The sequence below is a fragment of the Geodermatophilus sp. SYSU D00758 genome, assembly GCF_054049955.1.
On the sequence record NZ_JBJGYK010000001.1, the window covers coordinates 1 to 16,663 of the forward strand.

Here is a 16,663-nt window from a genome sequence, read left to right on the forward strand (position 1 = left end):
GCCGCCGCCTGCGAGCAGGTGCTCACCTGGACGGTGGCCTACGCCGCCGAGCGCCACCAGTTCGGCCGCCCGATCGGCGCCTTCCAGGCCATCCAGACCCACGCCGCGGTGATGGCCGGGGAGGTCACCGCCACCGCCGCCCTGGTCGACGCCGCCGTGGCCGCCCTGGACCGCGGCGCCGACCCGGTCCCGGCCGCCGCCGCGGCCAAGGTCCGCGCCGGCACCGCCGCCACCACCGTGGCCGCGCTGGCCCACCAGGTGCACGGCGCGATCGGCTTCACCCAGGAACACCGCCTGCACCACCTCACCCGCCGGCTGTGGTCCTGGCGCGACGAGGGCGGCAACGAACGCACCTGGGCCGAGGTCCTCGGCGTCGCCCTGCTCAGCGGCGGCCCCGACGACCTCTGGCCCGCCCTCACCCGGGTGGTGTGAGCCCGGGGCGGCCCGCGGGCCGCCACCGGGGCCTCCTCAGACGGTCTCCGGCACCCGCAGGTGGGCGAGCACGAGGTCGAACTCGCCGACGTCGGTGACCGCCATGTGCAGCTTCGTCGCGAGCTCGTCCCGGGTGGCCCGCGCCTGCTCCCGGGTGGCCTCCATCGCGGCCCGGTCGGTGAAGGTCACCGCCGTCGCCCCCATGCCCTCGCCGCGGCTGACCAGGGTGCTGGCGCTGCAGAACCCGGCGTACTCCTCCAGGCGCGGCAGCACCGCCGTCCGCGCCACGTCGAGGATCTCGTCGGTCCGCTCCGGGTCGAACCGGGTCCAGGTCACCCGCGTGCACGCGCCCTCGGGGGCCTCGTGCGCCCGGTGCAGCACCGCGATCTCCCACTCCCGCACCTCGGGGGTGCCGCCGAAGACCTCGGCCGCGCGCCGGCGCGACTCGCGGACGCCCTCCGCGCTGGCGTGCATCGCCTCCTCGTCGCGCCAGGCGGAGGTGACGATGCACCGGCCGGTCTCCCGGTCGGCGAGCATCGACAGGCCGATGCAGCCGTCCATCCCCGTCAGCAGGGGCATCACCTCGTCGCGGACGTGGGCGATGCCGGCGTCCACCGACGCGGGGTCCCCGTGGACGGTGTTCGAGCGGGCGTACATGCCACCACTCCTCTCGAGCCGCGGCGGCGCCCCTGCGGCGTCCGCCGCGGGGCACAGGGTCCTCGGCAGCGGGGCGCCGGCAAAGCCCCCGGCCCCCCGCTCACCCGCAGACCAAACCGCGGCGCAGGGCGTCGAGGTTCCCCCGCATCAGCCCGAGGTAGTCCTCGCCCTCGGCGACCTGCTCGACCGGGTGCAGCACGTCGGTGCCGGCACCGGTCTCCTCGGCCAGCGTCCGGGCGACCGCCGGCGCGGTGGCCGCCTCGAAGAACACCGTGCGGACGCCGGCCTCCCGGACGACGCCGGCCACCTCCCGCAACCGGGCCGGCGTGGGCTCGACACCCGGGTCGATCCCGGCGATGCCGACCTGCCGGAGGCCGTAGCGCTCGGCCAGGTAGCCGAAGGCCTCGTGCGCGGTCACCAGCGTGGCCCCCCGGCACGGCGCGAGCGCCGCGGCGTAGTCGGCGTCGAGGGCCTCCAGCGTCGCCTGCAGCCCGGCACCGCGCCGGGCCACGTCGTCGGCGGAGCCGGGCGCCGCAGCGGCGGCCAGCGCCGCCTCGAGGTCCTCGGCGACGGCGGCCAGCCGCTGCGGGTCGAGCCAGACGTGCGGGTCGCCGTCGAGGTCGGCCACGGCGGCCGCGTCGACGAGCCGCTCGGGCGGGTCCTGGGCGAGCACCTCGTCGAGGCTCGGCTGCAGGCCCCCGGAGAGGTGCACGACGACGTCGGCCTCGACCAGGTCGGTGACCTGCCGCGGATCGGGCTCGAAGCCGTGCACGTCCCCGCCCGGGGGCAGCAGGCCGGTGACCCGGACGTCGGGGCCGGCCAGCTGCTCGGCGAGCCACTGGAGCGGGTAGGACGTCGCGACGACGTCGACGGTGCCGTCCGCGCCCCGCGCCGCCGTGCCGGTGCAGCCGGCCAGTGCGGCCACCAGGCAGCCGGCGAGGACGCCGGTGAGCGCCCGGGTGGGTCCGGCGACGCGGGAGCGCGGGACGGTCATGCGCCGCCGTCCTCCCCGTGCTGCATCTCGCCCCCGTGCGCCCCCTCGTCGCCGTGGTCGTCGCCCTCGTGCGCGTGCTCCGCGCCCTCCTCGACGTCCCCGGAGACGCCGGTGAGCTCGTTGGGCGTCACCTCGAGGTCGGCGCTCTTCCAGACCTCGCCGCCCTCGACGTCCACGGCGTGGATCTGCCGGGTGGCGGGCTCGGTCACGTAGGCCGTGCCGTCGACCACGACCACCTGCGGGTGGGGGTCCTGCCAGTCCTCCGACTCCTCCCAGGGCCCGGTGACGGGGATGGACCGGGTGACCGCGCCGGAGGCCGGGTCGACGACCTGCAGGGCGCCGTCGTAGGTGAGGACCAGGCCCTCGCCGTTCGGCCCGCGGCCGAAGGAGCGGTACCAGTAGGGCGCCGGGAGGTCGACCAGGCGCATCTGCGCGGCGGTGGTGTCGATGAGCGCGACGGTGCTGGACCGGTCCTCCGCGCTGCGCTCGTAGTCGCCGAGCACGATCGGCGAGTCCTCGGTGCCGAACTGGTTGCCGATCCGGCCGTACCCGTCCGGGCTCTGGATCTTGGTGAGCTCGCCGCCGGTGTACAGGACGGCACCGTCCTGGCAGCCGATGACGATCGCCTCGTCGGCGGCCACGGTCTCGCCGTGCACGCCGGGGCAGTCGTCGCGGGCGGCGGTCTCCGCCCCCTCGGCGTCCAGGACCCGGACGCCGGAGCGCTCCTCCTCGGTGCCGTCGGAGACGAGCATCCTGCCGTCGGAGAGCTCGACGGCGACGCCGTGGTGCGCCTCGGGGGTGCTGACCTCGCGGACCTCGCGGTCGGGGTCGGCGACGTCGGCGCTGTCGAACGCGGTCACCTCCCCGGTGCCGTCGTCGAAGAGCACCGTGCGGCCGGCGTGCACGACGACGTGGGCCGGCCTCTCGGCCGGGATGACGACGTCGGTGAGCCCCGGCTCGGTCGTGTAGTAGTGCGAGTGGTCGCCGTGCGGCTCGGCCCAGGCGCCGGCGTCGAGGACCTGGAAGCCGCCCTGCGTGGAGACCAGCACGTGGCGGCCGTCCCCGGCGGGGTTGAGCCGGTTGAAGCCGTCGAGCGGCTCGTCGGCGAGGACCTCGAGCGTCGTGCCGTCGAGCACCTGGACACCGCCCTCGTAGGTGATCGCCAGGCGGGGGCTGCCGGCCCCGACCTCGCTGACCGCGGGCTCGGCCCGCTCGTCGGTGGGGGTGGGCGAGCCGGCGGCCGCCTCCCCACCGTCGGCGGAGGCGCAGCCGACGAGCAGCGCGAGGGGGAGGGCGGCGGCCAGCACCGGCGCGCGCCGGGGGCCGGGGGACGGGCGGTTCACGGCGACTCCTGGTGGTCGACGGGCGAGGGACGCGGCCACGCTATCAACAACGAGAATCGTTCTCAGTACGAGGGGTGTGGTGGGCCGGCGCCCGGCCGGGCAGCATGCGGTGCGTGATCCGCGACAGCGACCGGCACGGCCACACCCACCGCCTCGACCTCGCCGACGCCACCGTGCGCGAGTGGGCCGCGACCGTGGTCGCCGCCGACCCCGAGCGGGGCATCGTGCTCGACCGCAGCGCCTTCTACCCGGGTGGGGGCGGCCAGCCGCCGGACGAGGGGGTGCTGCTCTGGGGCGGCGTCCGCACCCGGATCGCCGGCACCCGGAAGGGCGACGAGCTCTACCTGGTCCCGGTCGAGGGCGATCCCGTGCCGCCGCCGGGGACCGCGGTCCGCGGGGCGCTCGACGACGAGCGGCGCACCGCGCTCATGCGCACCCACTCCGGGCTGCACGTGCTCACCGGGGTGGTCTTCCGCGACTTCGGGGCGCTGGTGACCGGCGGCAACATGGAGCCGATGACGGCGCGGATGGACTTCGACCTCGCCGAGGTGCCGGCCGACTTCAAGGAGCGGGTCGCCGAGGCGGTGAACGCCGAGATCGCCGCCGACCGCCGCATCGAGGTGAGGACGCTGCCGCGAGAGGAGGCGTTCGCGATCCCGGACATCATCCGGACCGCGACCAACCTGCTGCCGCCCGACATCGAGGTGGTGCGGATCGTCGACATCGTCGGTCTCGACACCCAGGCCGACGGCGGCACGCACGTGGCGTCGACGTCGATGGTCGGCCGGGTGGAGGTCACCAAGATGGAGAACAAGGGCCGCGGGTTCCGCCGGCTGCGGATCCGCATCGTCTGAGCGGTGCGCCGCCCGGCCGGCGTCGACCGGCTACAGCGCGTGGACGTCGTGCACCCCGACGACCGGGCCGGCGTCGGTCTCGACCACCACGCCCTCGAGGGAGAGGTCGCTGCGGCCCTCCTCGGCGGTCCGGAGGTCCACCACCACGAGCCACCGCCCGGGCCCGTCGGGGGGCTCGAAGGCGGTCGCGTGCTCCCGGGCCTCCTCCGGCAACGGCACGATCGTGGCACCGCGTCCGCCGTAGTGCCGGATCCACAGCGACAGGTCGGCGTCGGCTCTCAGCGCGGCCTCGGCGACCTCACCAGGCGTGCCAGCGGTGGGCCACGTCGAGGACGACCCGCGAGGCCGCGCCGGGGCCGTCGAGGGCGAAGACCCGCACCGGCAGGCGGGCGCGGACACCGACGGCGAACTGCGTCTGACCCTCGAAGGACCCGACGAGGTGGACGGCGCGCAGCGTGTCGTGGCCGCCGACGTCGGCGACCGGGCCGGCCGGCTCGTCGAACACGAGCAGGCCGCCGGCGGACCGGTCGTGCACCGGGTGACCGAGCCGCACCGAGAGCACGGCCCCGCCGGGCACCGGGTGCGGGAAGCCGGAACCGGCCTGGTGCACCACGTCGACGTAGCGCACGTCCCAGGCGTGCGGGCCGGGGCCGCCGATGTCGAACACCACCCGGTCGAAGCACGGGTGCCGGCCGGTGCGGACGTCGGCGACCGGCTCGGCCGCCAGGTCACCGGCCACCTCCGGCAGCGACCCCCAGGGGAGGACCGGGCAGGTCGTCGCGGCGGCGGCCGGGGCCAGGGCGGTGGTCGTGCCCAGCGCCAGCAGGACGGCGGAGACGACGGTCAGCAGGCGGCGCACGGGGACCTCCTCGTCCACGGGTCCTCTGCATACCGCCGTTCGCGGCGGTCGCCGTGGCGGCCGTGTGACGGTTCCCCGACGAGGTCGTGACCGCACCCGGCAGCGGCGCGCCGAGCTCGGCTCAGCCGAGCAGGACCTCCCGCAGGACCTCGTGCAGGCGCGTGTTCGGGTACGTGCCCGACAGCCGCTGGCTGCCCGGGCCCCGGGCGGTGACGGGGGTCGGCGCCGCGGTGTGCGACTCGGTGCTCCAGTCGAGGTCGACGGCCCGGTCGTCGTCGCCGGCGACCGGGATCGCGTCGTCGGCACCGGGGCCGGCGTCCTCCACGGCCAGCCCCCCGGTCTCGTGGTCACCGGTGACGACCAGCAGCGTGCCCGGGTGGTCCTCGGCGTGCTCCCGCGCGACCGCCACCGCCCCGTCGAGGGACTCCATGGCCGCCAGCAGCGCGTCGTCGTCGTTGGCGTGCCCGGCCTCGTCGACCCGCTCCTCCTCCACGACGAGGAAGAAGCCGTCCGGGTCGGCGGAGAGCCGGTCCAGGGCCACGCGGGTCAGCTCGGCCAGCGACACGGCCGGCTCCGGGGACCCGTACAGCGGCCCCTCGGCGAACAGCCCGAGCAGCCGGTCGCCCTCGGCCGAGCCCAGCCGGTCGGCGTCGGTGACCGCGGTGACGCCCTCGGCGTCGGCGCGGTCGAGCAGGTCGTCGTCCCACACGCCGGCGCCGCCGCCGAGGACGACCGACGGGCCGGCCGCGGTCAGGTACTGCTCGGCGACGTCGTCCTGGTCCTGCCGGTCGGGCACGGAGCTGAAGAACGCCGCCGGGGTGGCGTCGGTGACCGCCGAGGTGGTCACCAGGCCGGTGGCCAGCCCGGCCTCGGCCGCCTCCCGGCCGAGCGGGGTCAGCCGCTCCCCGTCGGGGCCGACGCTGAGGGCGCCGTTGGCGGTCTTCTCCCCGGTGGCCCACGCGGTGGCGGCGGCCGCCGAGTCGGTGACCGTCGAGGACGGGTCGGCCGGGACCGTGGTCTGCGACCCGGCCACCGGCAGCGAGCCCATGGCCAGCTCGCCGTCGGCGCCGGCCAGGGCCAGCCGGGCCGCCTCGGCGTGCGCGGCCCCCATCCCGTCCCCGACGACCAGGACGACGCTCCGCGGGGCGGTGCCGGGCCCCTGCGCGGGGTCGGCGTCGGCGGAGCAGGCGGGCAGCAGCAGGACGGCGGCCGCCGCGGCGAGCGCCGGTCGGGCGCGGCTCAGCGGTGCCCGACCCCGCCGGGGCCGTGCTCGGCCGGCACCCGCTCGCCCTCCGGCGGCGGACCGGGCGGGGTGCCGTCGCCGAACGGGGACCCGCCGAGCTCCTCGCGGCCGTGCGGCGTCAGCCACACCGAGGTGTCCGGCCCCTGCGGGACGACCTGCGTCGGGTTGATGTCGGTGTGGACGACGTAGTAGTGCTCCTTGATCTGCGGGAAGTCGATGGTGTCGCCGAACCCCGGGGTCCGGAACAGGTCGCGGGCGTAGGCCCACAGCACCGGCATCTCGGTCAGCTTCTGCCGGTTGCACTTGAAGTGGCCGTGGTAGACGGCGTCGAAGCGGGCCAGGGTGGTGAACAGCCGGACGTCGGCCTCGGTGATCGTGCCGCCCATCAGGTACCGCCGGTCGGCCAGCCGCTCCGAGAGCCAGTCCAGCGCGGTGAACAGCCGGTCGTAGGCCCGGTCGTAGGCCTCCTGCGAGCCGGCGAACCCGCACCGGTACACGCCGTTGTTGACCTCGGTGTAGACCCGCTGCATGACCTCGTCCATCTCGTCGCGCAGCTTCTCGGGGTAGAGGTCGGGGGCGCCGTCGCGGTGGAACGCCGTCCACTCGGTGGAGAGGTCCAGGGTCATCTGCGCGAAGTCGTTGGTGACCGCCTGCCCCGAGGGGACGTCGACGATCGTGGGCACCGTGATGCCCTTGGGGTACCCCGGGTCGCGGGCCAGGAAGGCCTCCTGCAGCCGCTCGTAGCCCAGCACCGGGTCGCGGCCGCCCGGGTCGAGGTCGAAGGTCCAGCTGCGCTCGTCGTGGGTCGGCCCGCACAGGCCCATGGAGATCGCCTCCTCCAGGCCCAGCAGCCGGCGCACGATGATCGCGCGGTTCGCCCACGGGCAGGCGCGCGCCACGACCAGCCGGTAGCGGCCGGCCTCCACGGGCCAGTCGCCCGACCCGTCCGCGGTGATGCGGTCGGTCAGGTAGCTCTGGTCCCGCTCGTACTCGCCACCGGTGACGTAGCCCGACCCGGAGTTCTCCTCGCCCATGCCCCCACTCTGCCCGGGCCGCTCCCCGGCTACGCGCGCCGGTCCGGGTCGCCGGCTCGGATCCGCGACGTGGTGGCGCTGTCGGGCTCCCCGGCGTAGAAGCGGTCGAGCACCTCCCCGTAGACGGCCCGGCCGGGGTCGGCCGCGGCGAACAGCGTCATCGACGAGCGCAGCTTGAGCGCGTCGACCGGCCCCAGCACCTGCTCCGCGCTGCGCCCGGGGACGCCCAGCAGCGCCCTCGCGGCCTCCTCCAGCCGCGGGCCGAGCACGGGGTGGGCCAGGTAGGCCCGCGCCTCGTCGAGGCCGCTGATCGCGAAGTGCTGCGCGGTGGCGCTGCGCCCCAGCCCGGCGACCTGCGGGAAGACGAACCACATCCAGTGGCCGCGCTTGGCGCCGGCCCGGAGCTCCGCGACCGCCTGCTCGTGCACCCCGCCGTCCTGGGCCCGGACGAACCGGTCGAGGTCGAAGCCGTCCCCGCCCACCCCGCTGCTCACGCGGCCGGCTCCGCGGTGCGCTCGCACGGCCCGGACAGGTGCTCGGCGAGGAACCGGACCATCGCCCCGTACAGCCGCCGCCGGGAGTCCGCGCGGCGGTAGTCGTGCCCCTCGCCGGGCAGCTCCAGGTACTCCACCGGCCGGCCCAGGGCGCGCAGCGCGTCCACGATCTGGAGGGCCTCGCCGATCGGCACGTTCGTGTCGTGCTCGCCGTGCACCACCATGAGCGGGACGTCGATCCGGTCGGCCGAGGCCAGCGGGGAGATGTGCTCGAGCAGCGCGCGGTCCCGCTCGGGGTGGCCGTACTTGGACACCGCCACCGAGGCGATCCACGGCTCGCTGTCGCGGAAGAACGTCATCAGGTCGCTCATGCCGCAGACGTCGACGCCCGCGGCGAAGGTCCCCGGGAAGAAGGCCAGCATGGCGAGGGTGAGGTAGCCGCCGTAGGAGCGGCCGGTGACCGCGATCCGGTCGCGGTCGGCGATCCCGGCCTCGACCAGGTGCCGGGCCGCGGAGCAGACGTCGTCGAAGGCCGCGTAGCGCTGGTAGAGGTCGTCGGCGTGCACGAACTCCCGGCCGAAGCCCGACGAGCCGCGGATGTTCGGCGCGAACACCGTCAGCCCGGCCGCGGCCAGGGCCTGGTGCTGGGGGGAGAACATGGGGCGCTCCTGCGCCTCCGGCCCGCCGTGCAGGTAGACCACCGCCGGGCCGGGGGTGTGCGCGGCCCGGTACAGCCAGCCGGTGAGCGGCAGCCCGTCGACCCCGGTGAAGGTCTCCAGCGTCGGGACGACGAGCAGCCGGGCGGGCAGGTCCGGTGCGGCGGTGACGCGGGTCCAGTGGTGGGTGGCGGTGTCCAGGTGCCACAGCTCCCGCGGGCGCAGCGGGCCCTGCACGCCCAGCACCACGCTGCTGCCGTCGCGGCTGAGCACCGGGTCGGAGGCGACCAGCCCCGGCAGCCCGGGGATCGGCGTGCGCTCCCGCGTGGCGGTGTCGAACAGCTCCAGCTCGTTGGACCCGGCCACGTTCCACACCAGCAGGAGCAGCCGGCCGGCGTCGTCGGCGTCCACCCACTCCAGCTCCGCGTCGTCGCGGGCGGCCAGCGTGCGGGCCTCGCCCCGGTAGCCGTTGGGGCCGAACGGCAGGCCGATGAGCTGGCGCCGGGGCAGGCCGACGTCCGAGGCGAGGTAGACGTAGACCGGCCCGCTGTGGTCGTCGGGCGCGGGGCGGATGAGCGCGACGTCGGTGGAGCCGGTGGCGCCCGCGGGCAGGGCGCTGAAGTCCTCGTCGGTGAGCCGGTCGACGACGACGACGAACTGCTGGCCGCGCTCGCCGTCCCGGATGACCAGGAACCGCTCCTCCAGCGACACGTCCAGCACGTGGATGTGGTCACCCTCGGCCAGCCAGTCCAGCCGGCCGGTCGCCGGGTCGGCCAGGTAGGAGGTGGTCGGGCTGCCCGGCGTGGCGCCCGGGAACGTGACGACGAAGCGGTGGCCGCTGCGCGTCCAGGGGCCCAGCTCGGCGTGCTCGCCGGCGTCACCGGCGATGCGGCGGGCCTCGCTGCCGTCGGGGCGGACCACCCACACCGCCGTCCGCACGCCGCCGTCGGTGGCCACCTCGCAGGCCAGCCAGCGGCTGTCGGCCGCCCACCGGACCTCGAGCACCGGGTCGTCGGAGAGCGGCACGTGGCGCGCCGGGGGCTGCGGCCCGTCGAGCACGATGTCCTGGATGTAGAGCTGCGGGACGCCGGAGCGGTCGGAGATGAACGCCACGCGGGTGGCGTCCGGGGTCATGTTGGGGCCCCAGCTGCCCCAGGCGTCGACGAGGTCGGCGGCCAGCTCGACCGCTTCCTCGACCTCCGCGGCGGTCGGGCGCACCCCGCCCGTCTCCCTCAGTCCTCCGTCGTGCACCCGCGGGACGGTAGACCCTCCCCGGCGCCCCACCGCGGTGCGCCCCCGGGGTGTGCGCGTTCGGCCTGCTCAGCAGAGCGGGGCGTGGCGGCGGGCGTGGCGGTGGGCGTGGCGGCACGCCGGGGACGCGGGACGGATCCCCGTGATCACCGCGGGTACGGGTGCCGCGCGCGATCCCCTTCCGGGGGCGGCCGGTCCGTGCCACGGTGCGCCGCCGCCCGTCCAGGAGGGGAACCGTGCTGCTGCGCATCGTGTCCGGGGCCGTCGCCGTGCTCGCCGCCGTGGCCGCGGCCCTGGCGGCGATCGGGTTCGCCGTCGGGCGCCAGCCGTCGGTGCCCGCGGCCGCCGGGTCGGCCGTGGTCGCCCTCCTGCTGCTGGCGCTCGGCATCCGGGTTTTGGTGCGGCGCCCCTCGCAGCGACCGGCCCGCCGCTGGCGGTCGGGCGGGGACTCCCGGGGCCTGGTCGACCTGCTGGCCGACCTGCCCGACCTCTTCCGCTGAGCGCCCGGGGCGGGGCGGGGGCCGGCGGGGCCCCCCCCCCCGCCCCCCCCCCCCCGCCCCCCGCCCCCCCAGCCCCCCCCCCGCCCCCCCCCGCCGCCCCCGCCCCCCCCGCGGCCGGTACCCGCGGGGGCCGCCCCCCCCCCCGCCCCGCCCCCCCCCCCCCGGACGGCGGCCGACCCCGTCAGGGGCCGGCCGGGCTCACCCGAAGCGGCCGGAGATGTAGTCCTCGGTGGCCTTCTGGTCCGGGTTGCTGAAGATCTTCTCGGTCGGGTTGAACTCGATCAGCCGGCCCGGCTGGCCCACCCCGTTGAGGTTGAAGAAGCCGGTGGACTCGCTGACCCGCGCGGCCTGCTGCATGTTGTGCGTGACGATGACGATCGTGTAGCGCTCCTTGAGCTCCGTCATCAGGTCCTCGATCGCCAGCGTGGAGATCGGGTCCAGCGCCGAGCAGGGCTCGTCCATGAGCAGGACGTCGGGCTCCACCGCGATCGCCCGGGCGATGCACAGCCGCTGCTGCTGGCCACCGGAGAGGCCGGAACCCGGCCGGTCGAGCCGGTCCTTGACCTCCTCCCACAGGTTCGCCCCGCGCAGCGAGCGCTCGACGAGGTCGTCCATGTCGGACTTCTTCATCCGCCGGGCGTTAAGCCGCATCCCCGCGGCGACGTTCTCGTAGATCGACATCGTGGGGAACGGGTTGGGCCGCTGGAAGACCATGCCGATCTGGCGGCGGACGTCGACCGGGTCGGCGTCGGCGCCGTAGAGGTCGTGGCCGTCCATGACGACCTTGCCCTCGACGCGGGCCCCCGGGATGACCTCGTGCATCCGGTTGAGGGTCCGCAGGAAGGTCGACTTCCCGCACCCGGAGGGGCCGATCAGGGCGGTGATGCTGCGCGGCTCGATGGAGACGTTCACACCCTCGACGGCGAGGAAGTTGCCGTAGTAGATGTTGAGGTCCGAGACGTCGATGCGCTTGGCCACGAAGGTGGGTCCTCTCTGGTCGGTGCTGGGACGTCAGCGGCCGGTCTTGGGGGCGAAGAAGCGGCTGATCAGGCGGGCGACCACGTTGAGGCCCATGACCAGCATGATGAGCAGGAGCGCCGCCGTCCAGGCCCGGTCGATGGCGAACTCCGGCGGCACGCCCGGCTGGGTGAGCTGGTAGTAGGCGTAGACGGGCAGGGTCGCCATGCGGCCGTCGAACGGGTCGAAGTTCGTGGCGTTGGTGATGCCCACGGTCACCAGCAGGGGCGCGGTCTCCCCGACGACGCGGGCGATCGCCAGGGTGACGCCGGTGCCGAGGCCGGCGATGGCGGTCGGGATGACGACCTTGACGATCGTCCGCCACTTCGGGACGCCCAGGGCGTAGGAGGCCTCGCGGAGCTCGTTCGGGACGAGCTTGAGCACCTCCTCGGCGGAGCGCACCACCACCGGGATCATCAGGACCGACAGCGCGACGGCGCCCATGATGCCCAGCCGGACCCCCGGGCCGAAGAACAGCACGAACAGGGCGTAGGCGAAGAGGCCGGCGACGATCGACGGGATGCCGGTCATCACGTCGACGAAGAACGTGATGGCCCGCTTGAGCCGGCCGCGGGCGTACTCGACGAGGTAGATGGCGGTCATCAGCCCGATCGGCACCGAGATCAGCGTGGTGAGCGCGGTGATGATCAGCGTGCCGAAGATGGCGTGGTAGGCGCCGCCGCCCTCGCCGATGATGCCGACCAGCGAGGAGCCGAAGAACTCCCCGTCGAACCGGACGATGCCCCGGCCCACGACCTCCCAGACCAGCGACACGAGCGGGACCATCGCGAGGCCGAACGCGCTGCTGACGACGGCGGTCACCAGCCGGTCGGTGGCCTTGCGGCGGCCCTCGGTCACCCGGGAGGCGAGGTAGAGCGCGAGGGTCCCCAGGACGACGGCGTAGACGACGAACAGCGCGATGTTGAAGTCGCCGAGGAGCTCGAGCCCGGCGGCGACGGCGGCGGCACCCGCGAAGCAGGCCCAGGGCGCCCAGCGGGGCAGCCGGCCGACGGCCGGCTCCACCGCGTCCGGGGCGCTGACCGGCGTGGGGGTCTGGGTGGCCATCAGTTGGCTCCGGAGAAGTCGGCGCGACGGTTGACGATCCAGCGGGCCAGCATGTTCACCACGAGGGTGATGACGAACAGGGCCAGGCCGCTGGCGATGAGGGTGTTGACCGCGATGCCGGTCGACTCGGGGAACTGCAGGGCGATGTTCGCCGCGATCGTCGCGGGGTTGCCGCTGCTGATCAGGTTGAACGTGATGCCCCCGGAGACCGACAGCACCAGGGTGACGGCGAGGGTCTCGCCGAGCGCGCGGCCCAGCCCGAGCATCGAGCCGCCGATGATGCCGCTCTTGCCGTAGGGGATGACCGCCATCCTGATCATCTCCCAGCGGGTGGCGCCGAGGGCCAGCGCCGCCTCCTTGTGCAGCGTGGGCACCTGCAGGAAGACCTCGCGGGAGATGGCGCTGATGATCGGCAGGATCATGATCGCCAGGACCAGGCCGGCGGTGAGCATGGTGCGGCCGGTGGCCGACGTCGGCCCGGCGAAGAAGGGGATGAACCCGAGGTTGTCCTCGAGCCACCGGTAGAAGGGCACCATCTTGGGCGCCAGCCAGGAGATGCCCCAGAAGCCGTAGACGATGCTGGGGATGGCCGCGAGCAGGTCGACGACGTAGCCCAGGCCCTGCGCCAGCCGCCGCGGCGCGAAGTGCGTGATGAACAGCGCGATGGCCACCGCCAGGGGGGTGGCCACGATCAGCGCGATGAAGGCGGCCAGCAGGGTGCCGAAGATGAGCGGGGCGATGTAGGCGACCAGGCCCTCGCCGCCGGGGATCTCCTCGGCGGGGGCGGTGATCGCCGGGACGGCCTCCGCGACCAGGAACGCCGCGACGCCGGCCAGGATGACGAGGATGAGGATGCCGGCGCCCCGGGCGCTGCCGGCGAACACCCGGTCACCGAGGCGGCGGACCGGCTGGGGGGGGCCGGGCGGGGACGGGGTCCGGGTGGCGGTCACCGTTGCTCCGAGGGTCGTGGGCCGGGTGCGGCGGGGAGGTGTGGGGGGACGCGGTGCAGCATGCCCGTCTCCGGGCGGGGCAACGGCCCGGGACGCCGTTCGGCATCCCGGGCCGTCGCCGGTGTCGCTGAGATCACCCGGCGTTGATCGCGTCGATCGCCGTCTGGGCCTGGTCGCGCAGGGCGTCGGAGATGGGCGCGGAGCCGGCGGCCTCGGCCGCGGCCTGCTGGCCCTCCTCGCTGACCACGAAGCTCATGAAGTCCGCGACCAGGTCGGCGGTCTCCTGCTCGTCGTAGGTGACGCAGCCGACGTGGTAGCTCACCTGGACGATCGGGTAGTTCCCGGACTCCGTGGTGTCCCGGCGGATGTCGATGGCGTAGTCGTACTCGCCGCGCCCCTCGACCCGCTCGGAGTTCTCGACGACCGCGGCCGCGGCCTCGGGGGTGGGCTGCACGAACTCCTCGCCCACGCCGATCGCGGCGACGCCGAGGTCACCCGCCTGGCTGGGGTCGGCGTAGCCGATGGTGCCGTTGCCGGCGCCCACCGCCTGGACGACGCCCGAGGTGCCCTGGCCGGCCTCGCCGCCCGGGACCGGCCAGTCGCCGCTGACCTCGTAGGTCCAGATGTCGGGCGCCGCCGCGGCCAGGTACTCGGCGAAGTTCTCGGTGGTGCCCGACTCGTCGGACCGGTTCACCGGGGTGATCGGCAGGTCGGGCAGCTGGACGTCCGGGTTCGCCTCGGCGATCGCCGGGTCGTTCCAGTTGGTGATCTGCTGGGCGAAGATGCCCGCTACCACCTCCGGCGGCAGGTTGAGGGAGTCGACGCCCTCGAGGTTGTAGACGACCGCGATCGGGGCGATGTAGTTCGGCAGCTCGAAGACCTGCCCCTCCCCGCTGCAGCGCTCCTCGGCCGCGGTCAGCTCCTCCTCGTCGAGGTAGGCGTCGGAGCCGGCGAAGTCGGTGCCGCCGGCGACGAACTGCTCGCGGCCACCGCCGGAGCCGACCGGGTCGTAGTTCACCGTGACGTCCGGCTGCACGCTGGAGTAGGCCGCGGTCCAGCCCTGCATGGCCGCCTGCTGGCTGCTCGCACCCGCACCGACGAGGGTGCCGCTGAGCTGCTCGCTGGCCTCGCCGCCCCCCGCGGTGCCGCCCTCGGCGGCGTCGCTCTCCTCGTTCGCGGCGCCGCACGCAGCGAGGGCGAGAGTGCCGGCGAGCGCCAGGGAGAGGGTCGCGGCGCGCGTCTTGGTCCCGAGGTTCAACTCGATGCCTTTCGACTGGGTGCCCGGTCGTCCGTCGCCGGGCAGCAGGAAACCAACGAGCGCCGACGCTAGGGAGCCGAGGTGGCCGCCCCCGGTGAAGTGGGTGAACGACCGGTGAACGGGTCTTGTGATGCGGCTGACGTTCCTCGGTACTCCGGGCGAGAGGACGGTGAACAGCCCGCGCGCCCGGTTCCGGGGACGGCCCGGTCACGGTCGGATGGGAGGTTGGGGTGAGGTGCACGACTCCCGGCCGGGGGACGGTTCAGCCGGCGGGACGCCGCCAGGAGACGTCGACGGCGTGCCGGCGGAACCCGCTGCGCTCGTAGAGGGCCACCGCCGCGGCGTTGTCCTCCTCGACGTAGAGCAGGACGGAGGTCAGGCCCCGGGAGGCCAGGTGGGCCAGCCCGAGGTCGGTGAGGGCGCGGCCCAGCCCGCCGCCCTGCGCCTCCGGGTCGATGCCGAGGACGTAGACCTCGCCGACGGCCTCCGGGCCCTCGTCCCCGGGCGGGTGCACCTTGGTCCAGTGGGACCCGAGCAGCCGCCCGCCGGCGCCCGGCCCGCCGCGCCAGGCCAGGAGGAAGCCCTCCGGGTCGAACCACGGTTCGGCCTCGCGCACGCGGAGGTCCTCGATCGTCCAGCCGCCCTGCTCCGGGTGGGTGGCGAAGGCCCGGGCGTTGACGGCCAGCCAGGCCTCCTCGTCCCGGCCGACGCGGAAGGCCTCCACGTGCACCCCCTCCGGCAGCGGCGGTCGCCGCGTGGCGTCGGCGGCCTCCAGCGGGCGGCGCATCTGCAGGAGCACGCGGGCGCGCTCGTACCCGCGGGGGCGGGCCAGCTCGGCCGAGCCGGGGAGGTCGCCGTGCGCCCACACCCGCAGCGGCCGCGACCCGGCCAGCTCCTCCAGCCGGGTCAGCAGCGCCCGCCCGACGCCCCGGCGGCGCCGGTCGGGGGCCACGACGAGCTCGGCCTCGGCGTCGCCCGTGCCGTCCCCGCCCTCGAAGCGGGCGTAGCCGGCGGGTGTGCCGTCGTCGTCCCGGAGCAGCAGGTCCCGGCCGCCGGGCGGGCCGCCGTGCTGGAGGCGCAGCTCGGTCTCCTCGGAGACCGGCCGCACGCCGTCGGCCGCGGCGGCCGCCCGGAGCAGGGCGAGGACGTCGGCGACACCGGCCGGGTCGAGCCGGCCGGCGTTCCCGGGGGAGGACGAGGTCAGGACCGGCCTCAGACCAGCTCGGCGTCGGCGGCCTCGGCCCGGGCGGCCGCGGCGGTGGCGTCGGCCACCTGCTGGTCGAGCTTGTAGCCGACGTTGCGCACGGTGCCGATGAGCGCCTCGTGCTCGGTGCCGAGCTTGGCCCGCAGCCGGCGGACGTGGACGTCGACGGTCCGGGTGCCCCCGAAGTAGTCGTAGCCCCAGATCTCCTGGAGCAGCTGGGCCCGGGAGAAGACCCGGCCGGGGTGCTGGGCCAGGTACTTGAGCAGTTCGAACTCCTTGTACGTGAGGTCGAGGGGGCGGCCGCGCAGCTTGGCCGAGTAGCTGTGCTCGTCGATCACGAGCTCGCCGGCCTGCGTGATCCCGCCGTCGGCGCCGTCGGCCGGGGTGCTGGCGGCCAGTCGGCGGGCCGTGGCCCACTTCAGCCGGGCGTCGACCTCGGCGGGGCCGGCGGTGTCGAGCAGGACGTCGTCGACGCCCCAGTCCGCGGAGAGGGCGACCAGCCCGCCCTCGGAGAGCACCGCCACCAGGGCGGAGGCCACGCCGGTCGAGGACAGCAGCCCGCACAGCGTCCGGGCCTGGATCAGGTCGTGCCGGGCGTCGACGAGGACCACGTCCCCGGAGTCGCCGTCCAGCAGGCTCGACAGTTCGGGGGCCACCACGCGCACCTGGTGGCCGAGCAGCCCGAGGGCGGGCAGCACCTCGGTCGTGGCCTGGCGGGCGGCGGTCATGAGCACGAGTCGCATGTCGTCTCCTCGGGGGAGCCGGGGACGACCAGGTCGTCCGGGGGCCCACGACGGCGCTGTCGAGATACGGAAGGATAGCCGACCCGGTGTCGCGACCGTCCGTCCTCCC

At 75.2% G+C, this 16,663-nt stretch carries 18 protein-coding genes; 3 read left to right on the forward strand and 15 right to left on the reverse strand.

Annotated features, from left to right (window positions below):
• Window positions 1-432, forward strand: a 432-nt coding sequence (locus tag ACI8AC_RS00005) for an acyl-CoA dehydrogenase family protein (RefSeq protein ID WP_456894011.1), incomplete at its 5' end; no start/stop codon positions are given.
• A gap of 36 nt (window positions 433-468) precedes the next feature.
• Here ACI8AC_RS00005 and ACI8AC_RS00010 read toward each other — a convergent pair.
• From ACI8AC_RS00010 to aztD, 3 genes are all read right to left on the reverse strand, one after another.
• Complete coding sequence (locus ACI8AC_RS00010; RefSeq protein ID WP_456894013.1) at window positions 469-1,089, reverse strand: antibiotic biosynthesis monooxygenase; 621 nt, start codon at window positions 1,087-1,089, stop codon at window positions 469-471.
• Window positions 1,090-1,189: 100 nt separating this feature from the next.
• Window positions 1,190-2,083: a metal ABC transporter substrate-binding protein gene (locus ACI8AC_RS00015; protein ID WP_456894015.1), complete on the reverse strand. Its 894-nt coding sequence runs from the start codon at window positions 2,081-2,083 to the stop codon at window positions 1,190-1,192.
• Window positions 2,080-3,426 carry a zinc metallochaperone AztD gene (aztD, locus tag ACI8AC_RS00020; RefSeq protein ID WP_456894017.1) on the reverse strand — a complete coding sequence of 449 codons (1,347 nt, stop codon included), beginning with the start codon at window positions 3,424-3,426 and terminating at the stop codon, window positions 2,080-2,082. Before aztD ends, ACI8AC_RS00015 begins: the two co-directional genes overlap by 4 nt.
• Window positions 3,427-3,539: 113 nt before the next feature.
• Between aztD and ACI8AC_RS00025 the strand changes: the two genes are divergently transcribed.
• Window positions 3,540-4,280 (forward strand): alanyl-tRNA editing protein, encoded by a 741-nt coding sequence (locus ACI8AC_RS00025; RefSeq protein ID WP_456894019.1) that lies wholly within the window; start codon window positions 3,540-3,542, stop codon window positions 4,278-4,280.
• A 30-nt stretch (window positions 4,281-4,310) separates the two neighbouring features.
• Here the strand turns inward: ACI8AC_RS00025 and ACI8AC_RS00030 are convergent, their stop codons facing one another.
• The 6 genes from ACI8AC_RS00030 to ACI8AC_RS00055 all read right to left on the reverse strand — a co-directional run bounded on the left by ACI8AC_RS00030 (window position 4,311) and on the right by ACI8AC_RS00055 (window position 9,817).
• On the reverse strand, window positions 4,311-4,679 hold the full coding sequence (locus tag ACI8AC_RS00030) for a DUF7668 domain-containing protein (protein WP_456894021.1): 369 nt from the start codon (window positions 4,677-4,679) through the stop codon (window positions 4,311-4,313).
• A complete protein-coding gene (locus tag ACI8AC_RS00035; protein WP_456894023.1) occupies window positions 4,579-5,139 on the reverse strand; it encodes an AMIN-like domain-containing (lipo)protein in 561 nt (186 codons plus the stop codon). The genes ACI8AC_RS00030 and ACI8AC_RS00035 overlap by 101 nt, the downstream gene beginning before the upstream one ends.
• 121 nt (window positions 5,140-5,260) lie before the next feature.
• Window positions 5,261-6,382 carry an alkaline phosphatase gene (locus ACI8AC_RS00040; RefSeq protein WP_456894659.1) on the reverse strand — a complete coding sequence of 374 codons (1,122 nt, stop codon included), beginning with the start codon at window positions 6,380-6,382 and terminating at the stop codon, window positions 5,261-5,263.
• Window positions 6,379-7,416, reverse strand: a complete 1,038-nt coding sequence (locus ACI8AC_RS00045) for a glutathione S-transferase family protein (protein ID WP_456894025.1) — start codon at window positions 7,414-7,416, stop codon at window positions 6,379-6,381. Before ACI8AC_RS00045 ends, ACI8AC_RS00040 begins: the two co-directional genes overlap by 4 nt.
• Window positions 7,417-7,445: 29 nt before the next feature.
• Window positions 7,446-7,910, reverse strand: coding sequence for a DUF1810 domain-containing protein (locus tag ACI8AC_RS00050; protein ID WP_456894027.1), 465 nt, complete (start codon window positions 7,908-7,910; stop codon window positions 7,446-7,448).
• Window positions 7,907-9,817 (reverse strand): S9 family peptidase, encoded by a 1,911-nt coding sequence (locus tag ACI8AC_RS00055; protein WP_456894029.1) that lies wholly within the window; start codon window positions 9,815-9,817, stop codon window positions 7,907-7,909. The genes ACI8AC_RS00050 and ACI8AC_RS00055 overlap by 4 nt, the downstream gene beginning before the upstream one ends.
• Window positions 9,818-10,053: 236 nt before the next feature.
• Between ACI8AC_RS00055 and ACI8AC_RS00060 the strand changes: the two genes are divergently transcribed.
• Window positions 10,054-10,317, forward strand: coding sequence for a hypothetical protein (locus ACI8AC_RS00060; RefSeq protein WP_456894031.1), 264 nt, complete (start codon window positions 10,054-10,056; stop codon window positions 10,315-10,317).
• 198 nt (window positions 10,318-10,515) lie between these two features.
• Here ACI8AC_RS00060 and pstB read toward each other — a convergent pair whose 3' ends face one another.
• From pstB to ACI8AC_RS00090, 6 genes are all read right to left on the reverse strand, one after another.
• On the reverse strand, window positions 10,516-11,295 hold the full coding sequence (gene pstB / locus ACI8AC_RS00065) for a phosphate ABC transporter ATP-binding protein PstB (protein WP_456894033.1): 780 nt from the start codon (window positions 11,293-11,295) through the stop codon (window positions 10,516-10,518).
• 33 nt (window positions 11,296-11,328) lie between these two features.
• Entirely contained in the window at window positions 11,329-12,399 is a 1,071-nt protein-coding gene (gene pstA, locus ACI8AC_RS00070) for a phosphate ABC transporter permease PstA (RefSeq protein ID WP_456894035.1), read from the reverse strand.
• Window positions 12,399-13,349 (reverse strand): phosphate ABC transporter permease subunit PstC, encoded by a 951-nt coding sequence (gene pstC, locus ACI8AC_RS00075; protein WP_456894037.1) that lies wholly within the window; start codon window positions 13,347-13,349, stop codon window positions 12,399-12,401. Before pstC ends, pstA begins: the two co-directional genes overlap by 1 nt.
• Window positions 13,350-13,482: 133 nt before the next feature.
• A complete protein-coding gene (pstS, locus tag ACI8AC_RS00080) occupies window positions 13,483-14,607 on the reverse strand; it encodes a phosphate ABC transporter substrate-binding protein PstS (protein ID WP_456894039.1) in 1,125 nt (374 codons plus the stop codon).
• A 262-nt stretch (window positions 14,608-14,869) separates the two neighbouring features.
• Window positions 14,870-15,823: a mycothiol synthase gene (gene mshD, locus ACI8AC_RS00085; RefSeq protein WP_456894661.1), complete on the reverse strand. Its 954-nt coding sequence runs from the start codon at window positions 15,821-15,823 to the stop codon at window positions 14,870-14,872.
• Window positions 15,820-16,554, reverse strand: a complete 735-nt coding sequence (locus ACI8AC_RS00090) for a winged helix-turn-helix transcriptional regulator (protein WP_456894041.1) — start codon at window positions 16,552-16,554, stop codon at window positions 15,820-15,822. The genes mshD and ACI8AC_RS00090 overlap by 4 nt, the downstream gene beginning before the upstream one ends.
• Between the last annotated feature and the right edge of the window lie 109 nt (window positions 16,555-16,663).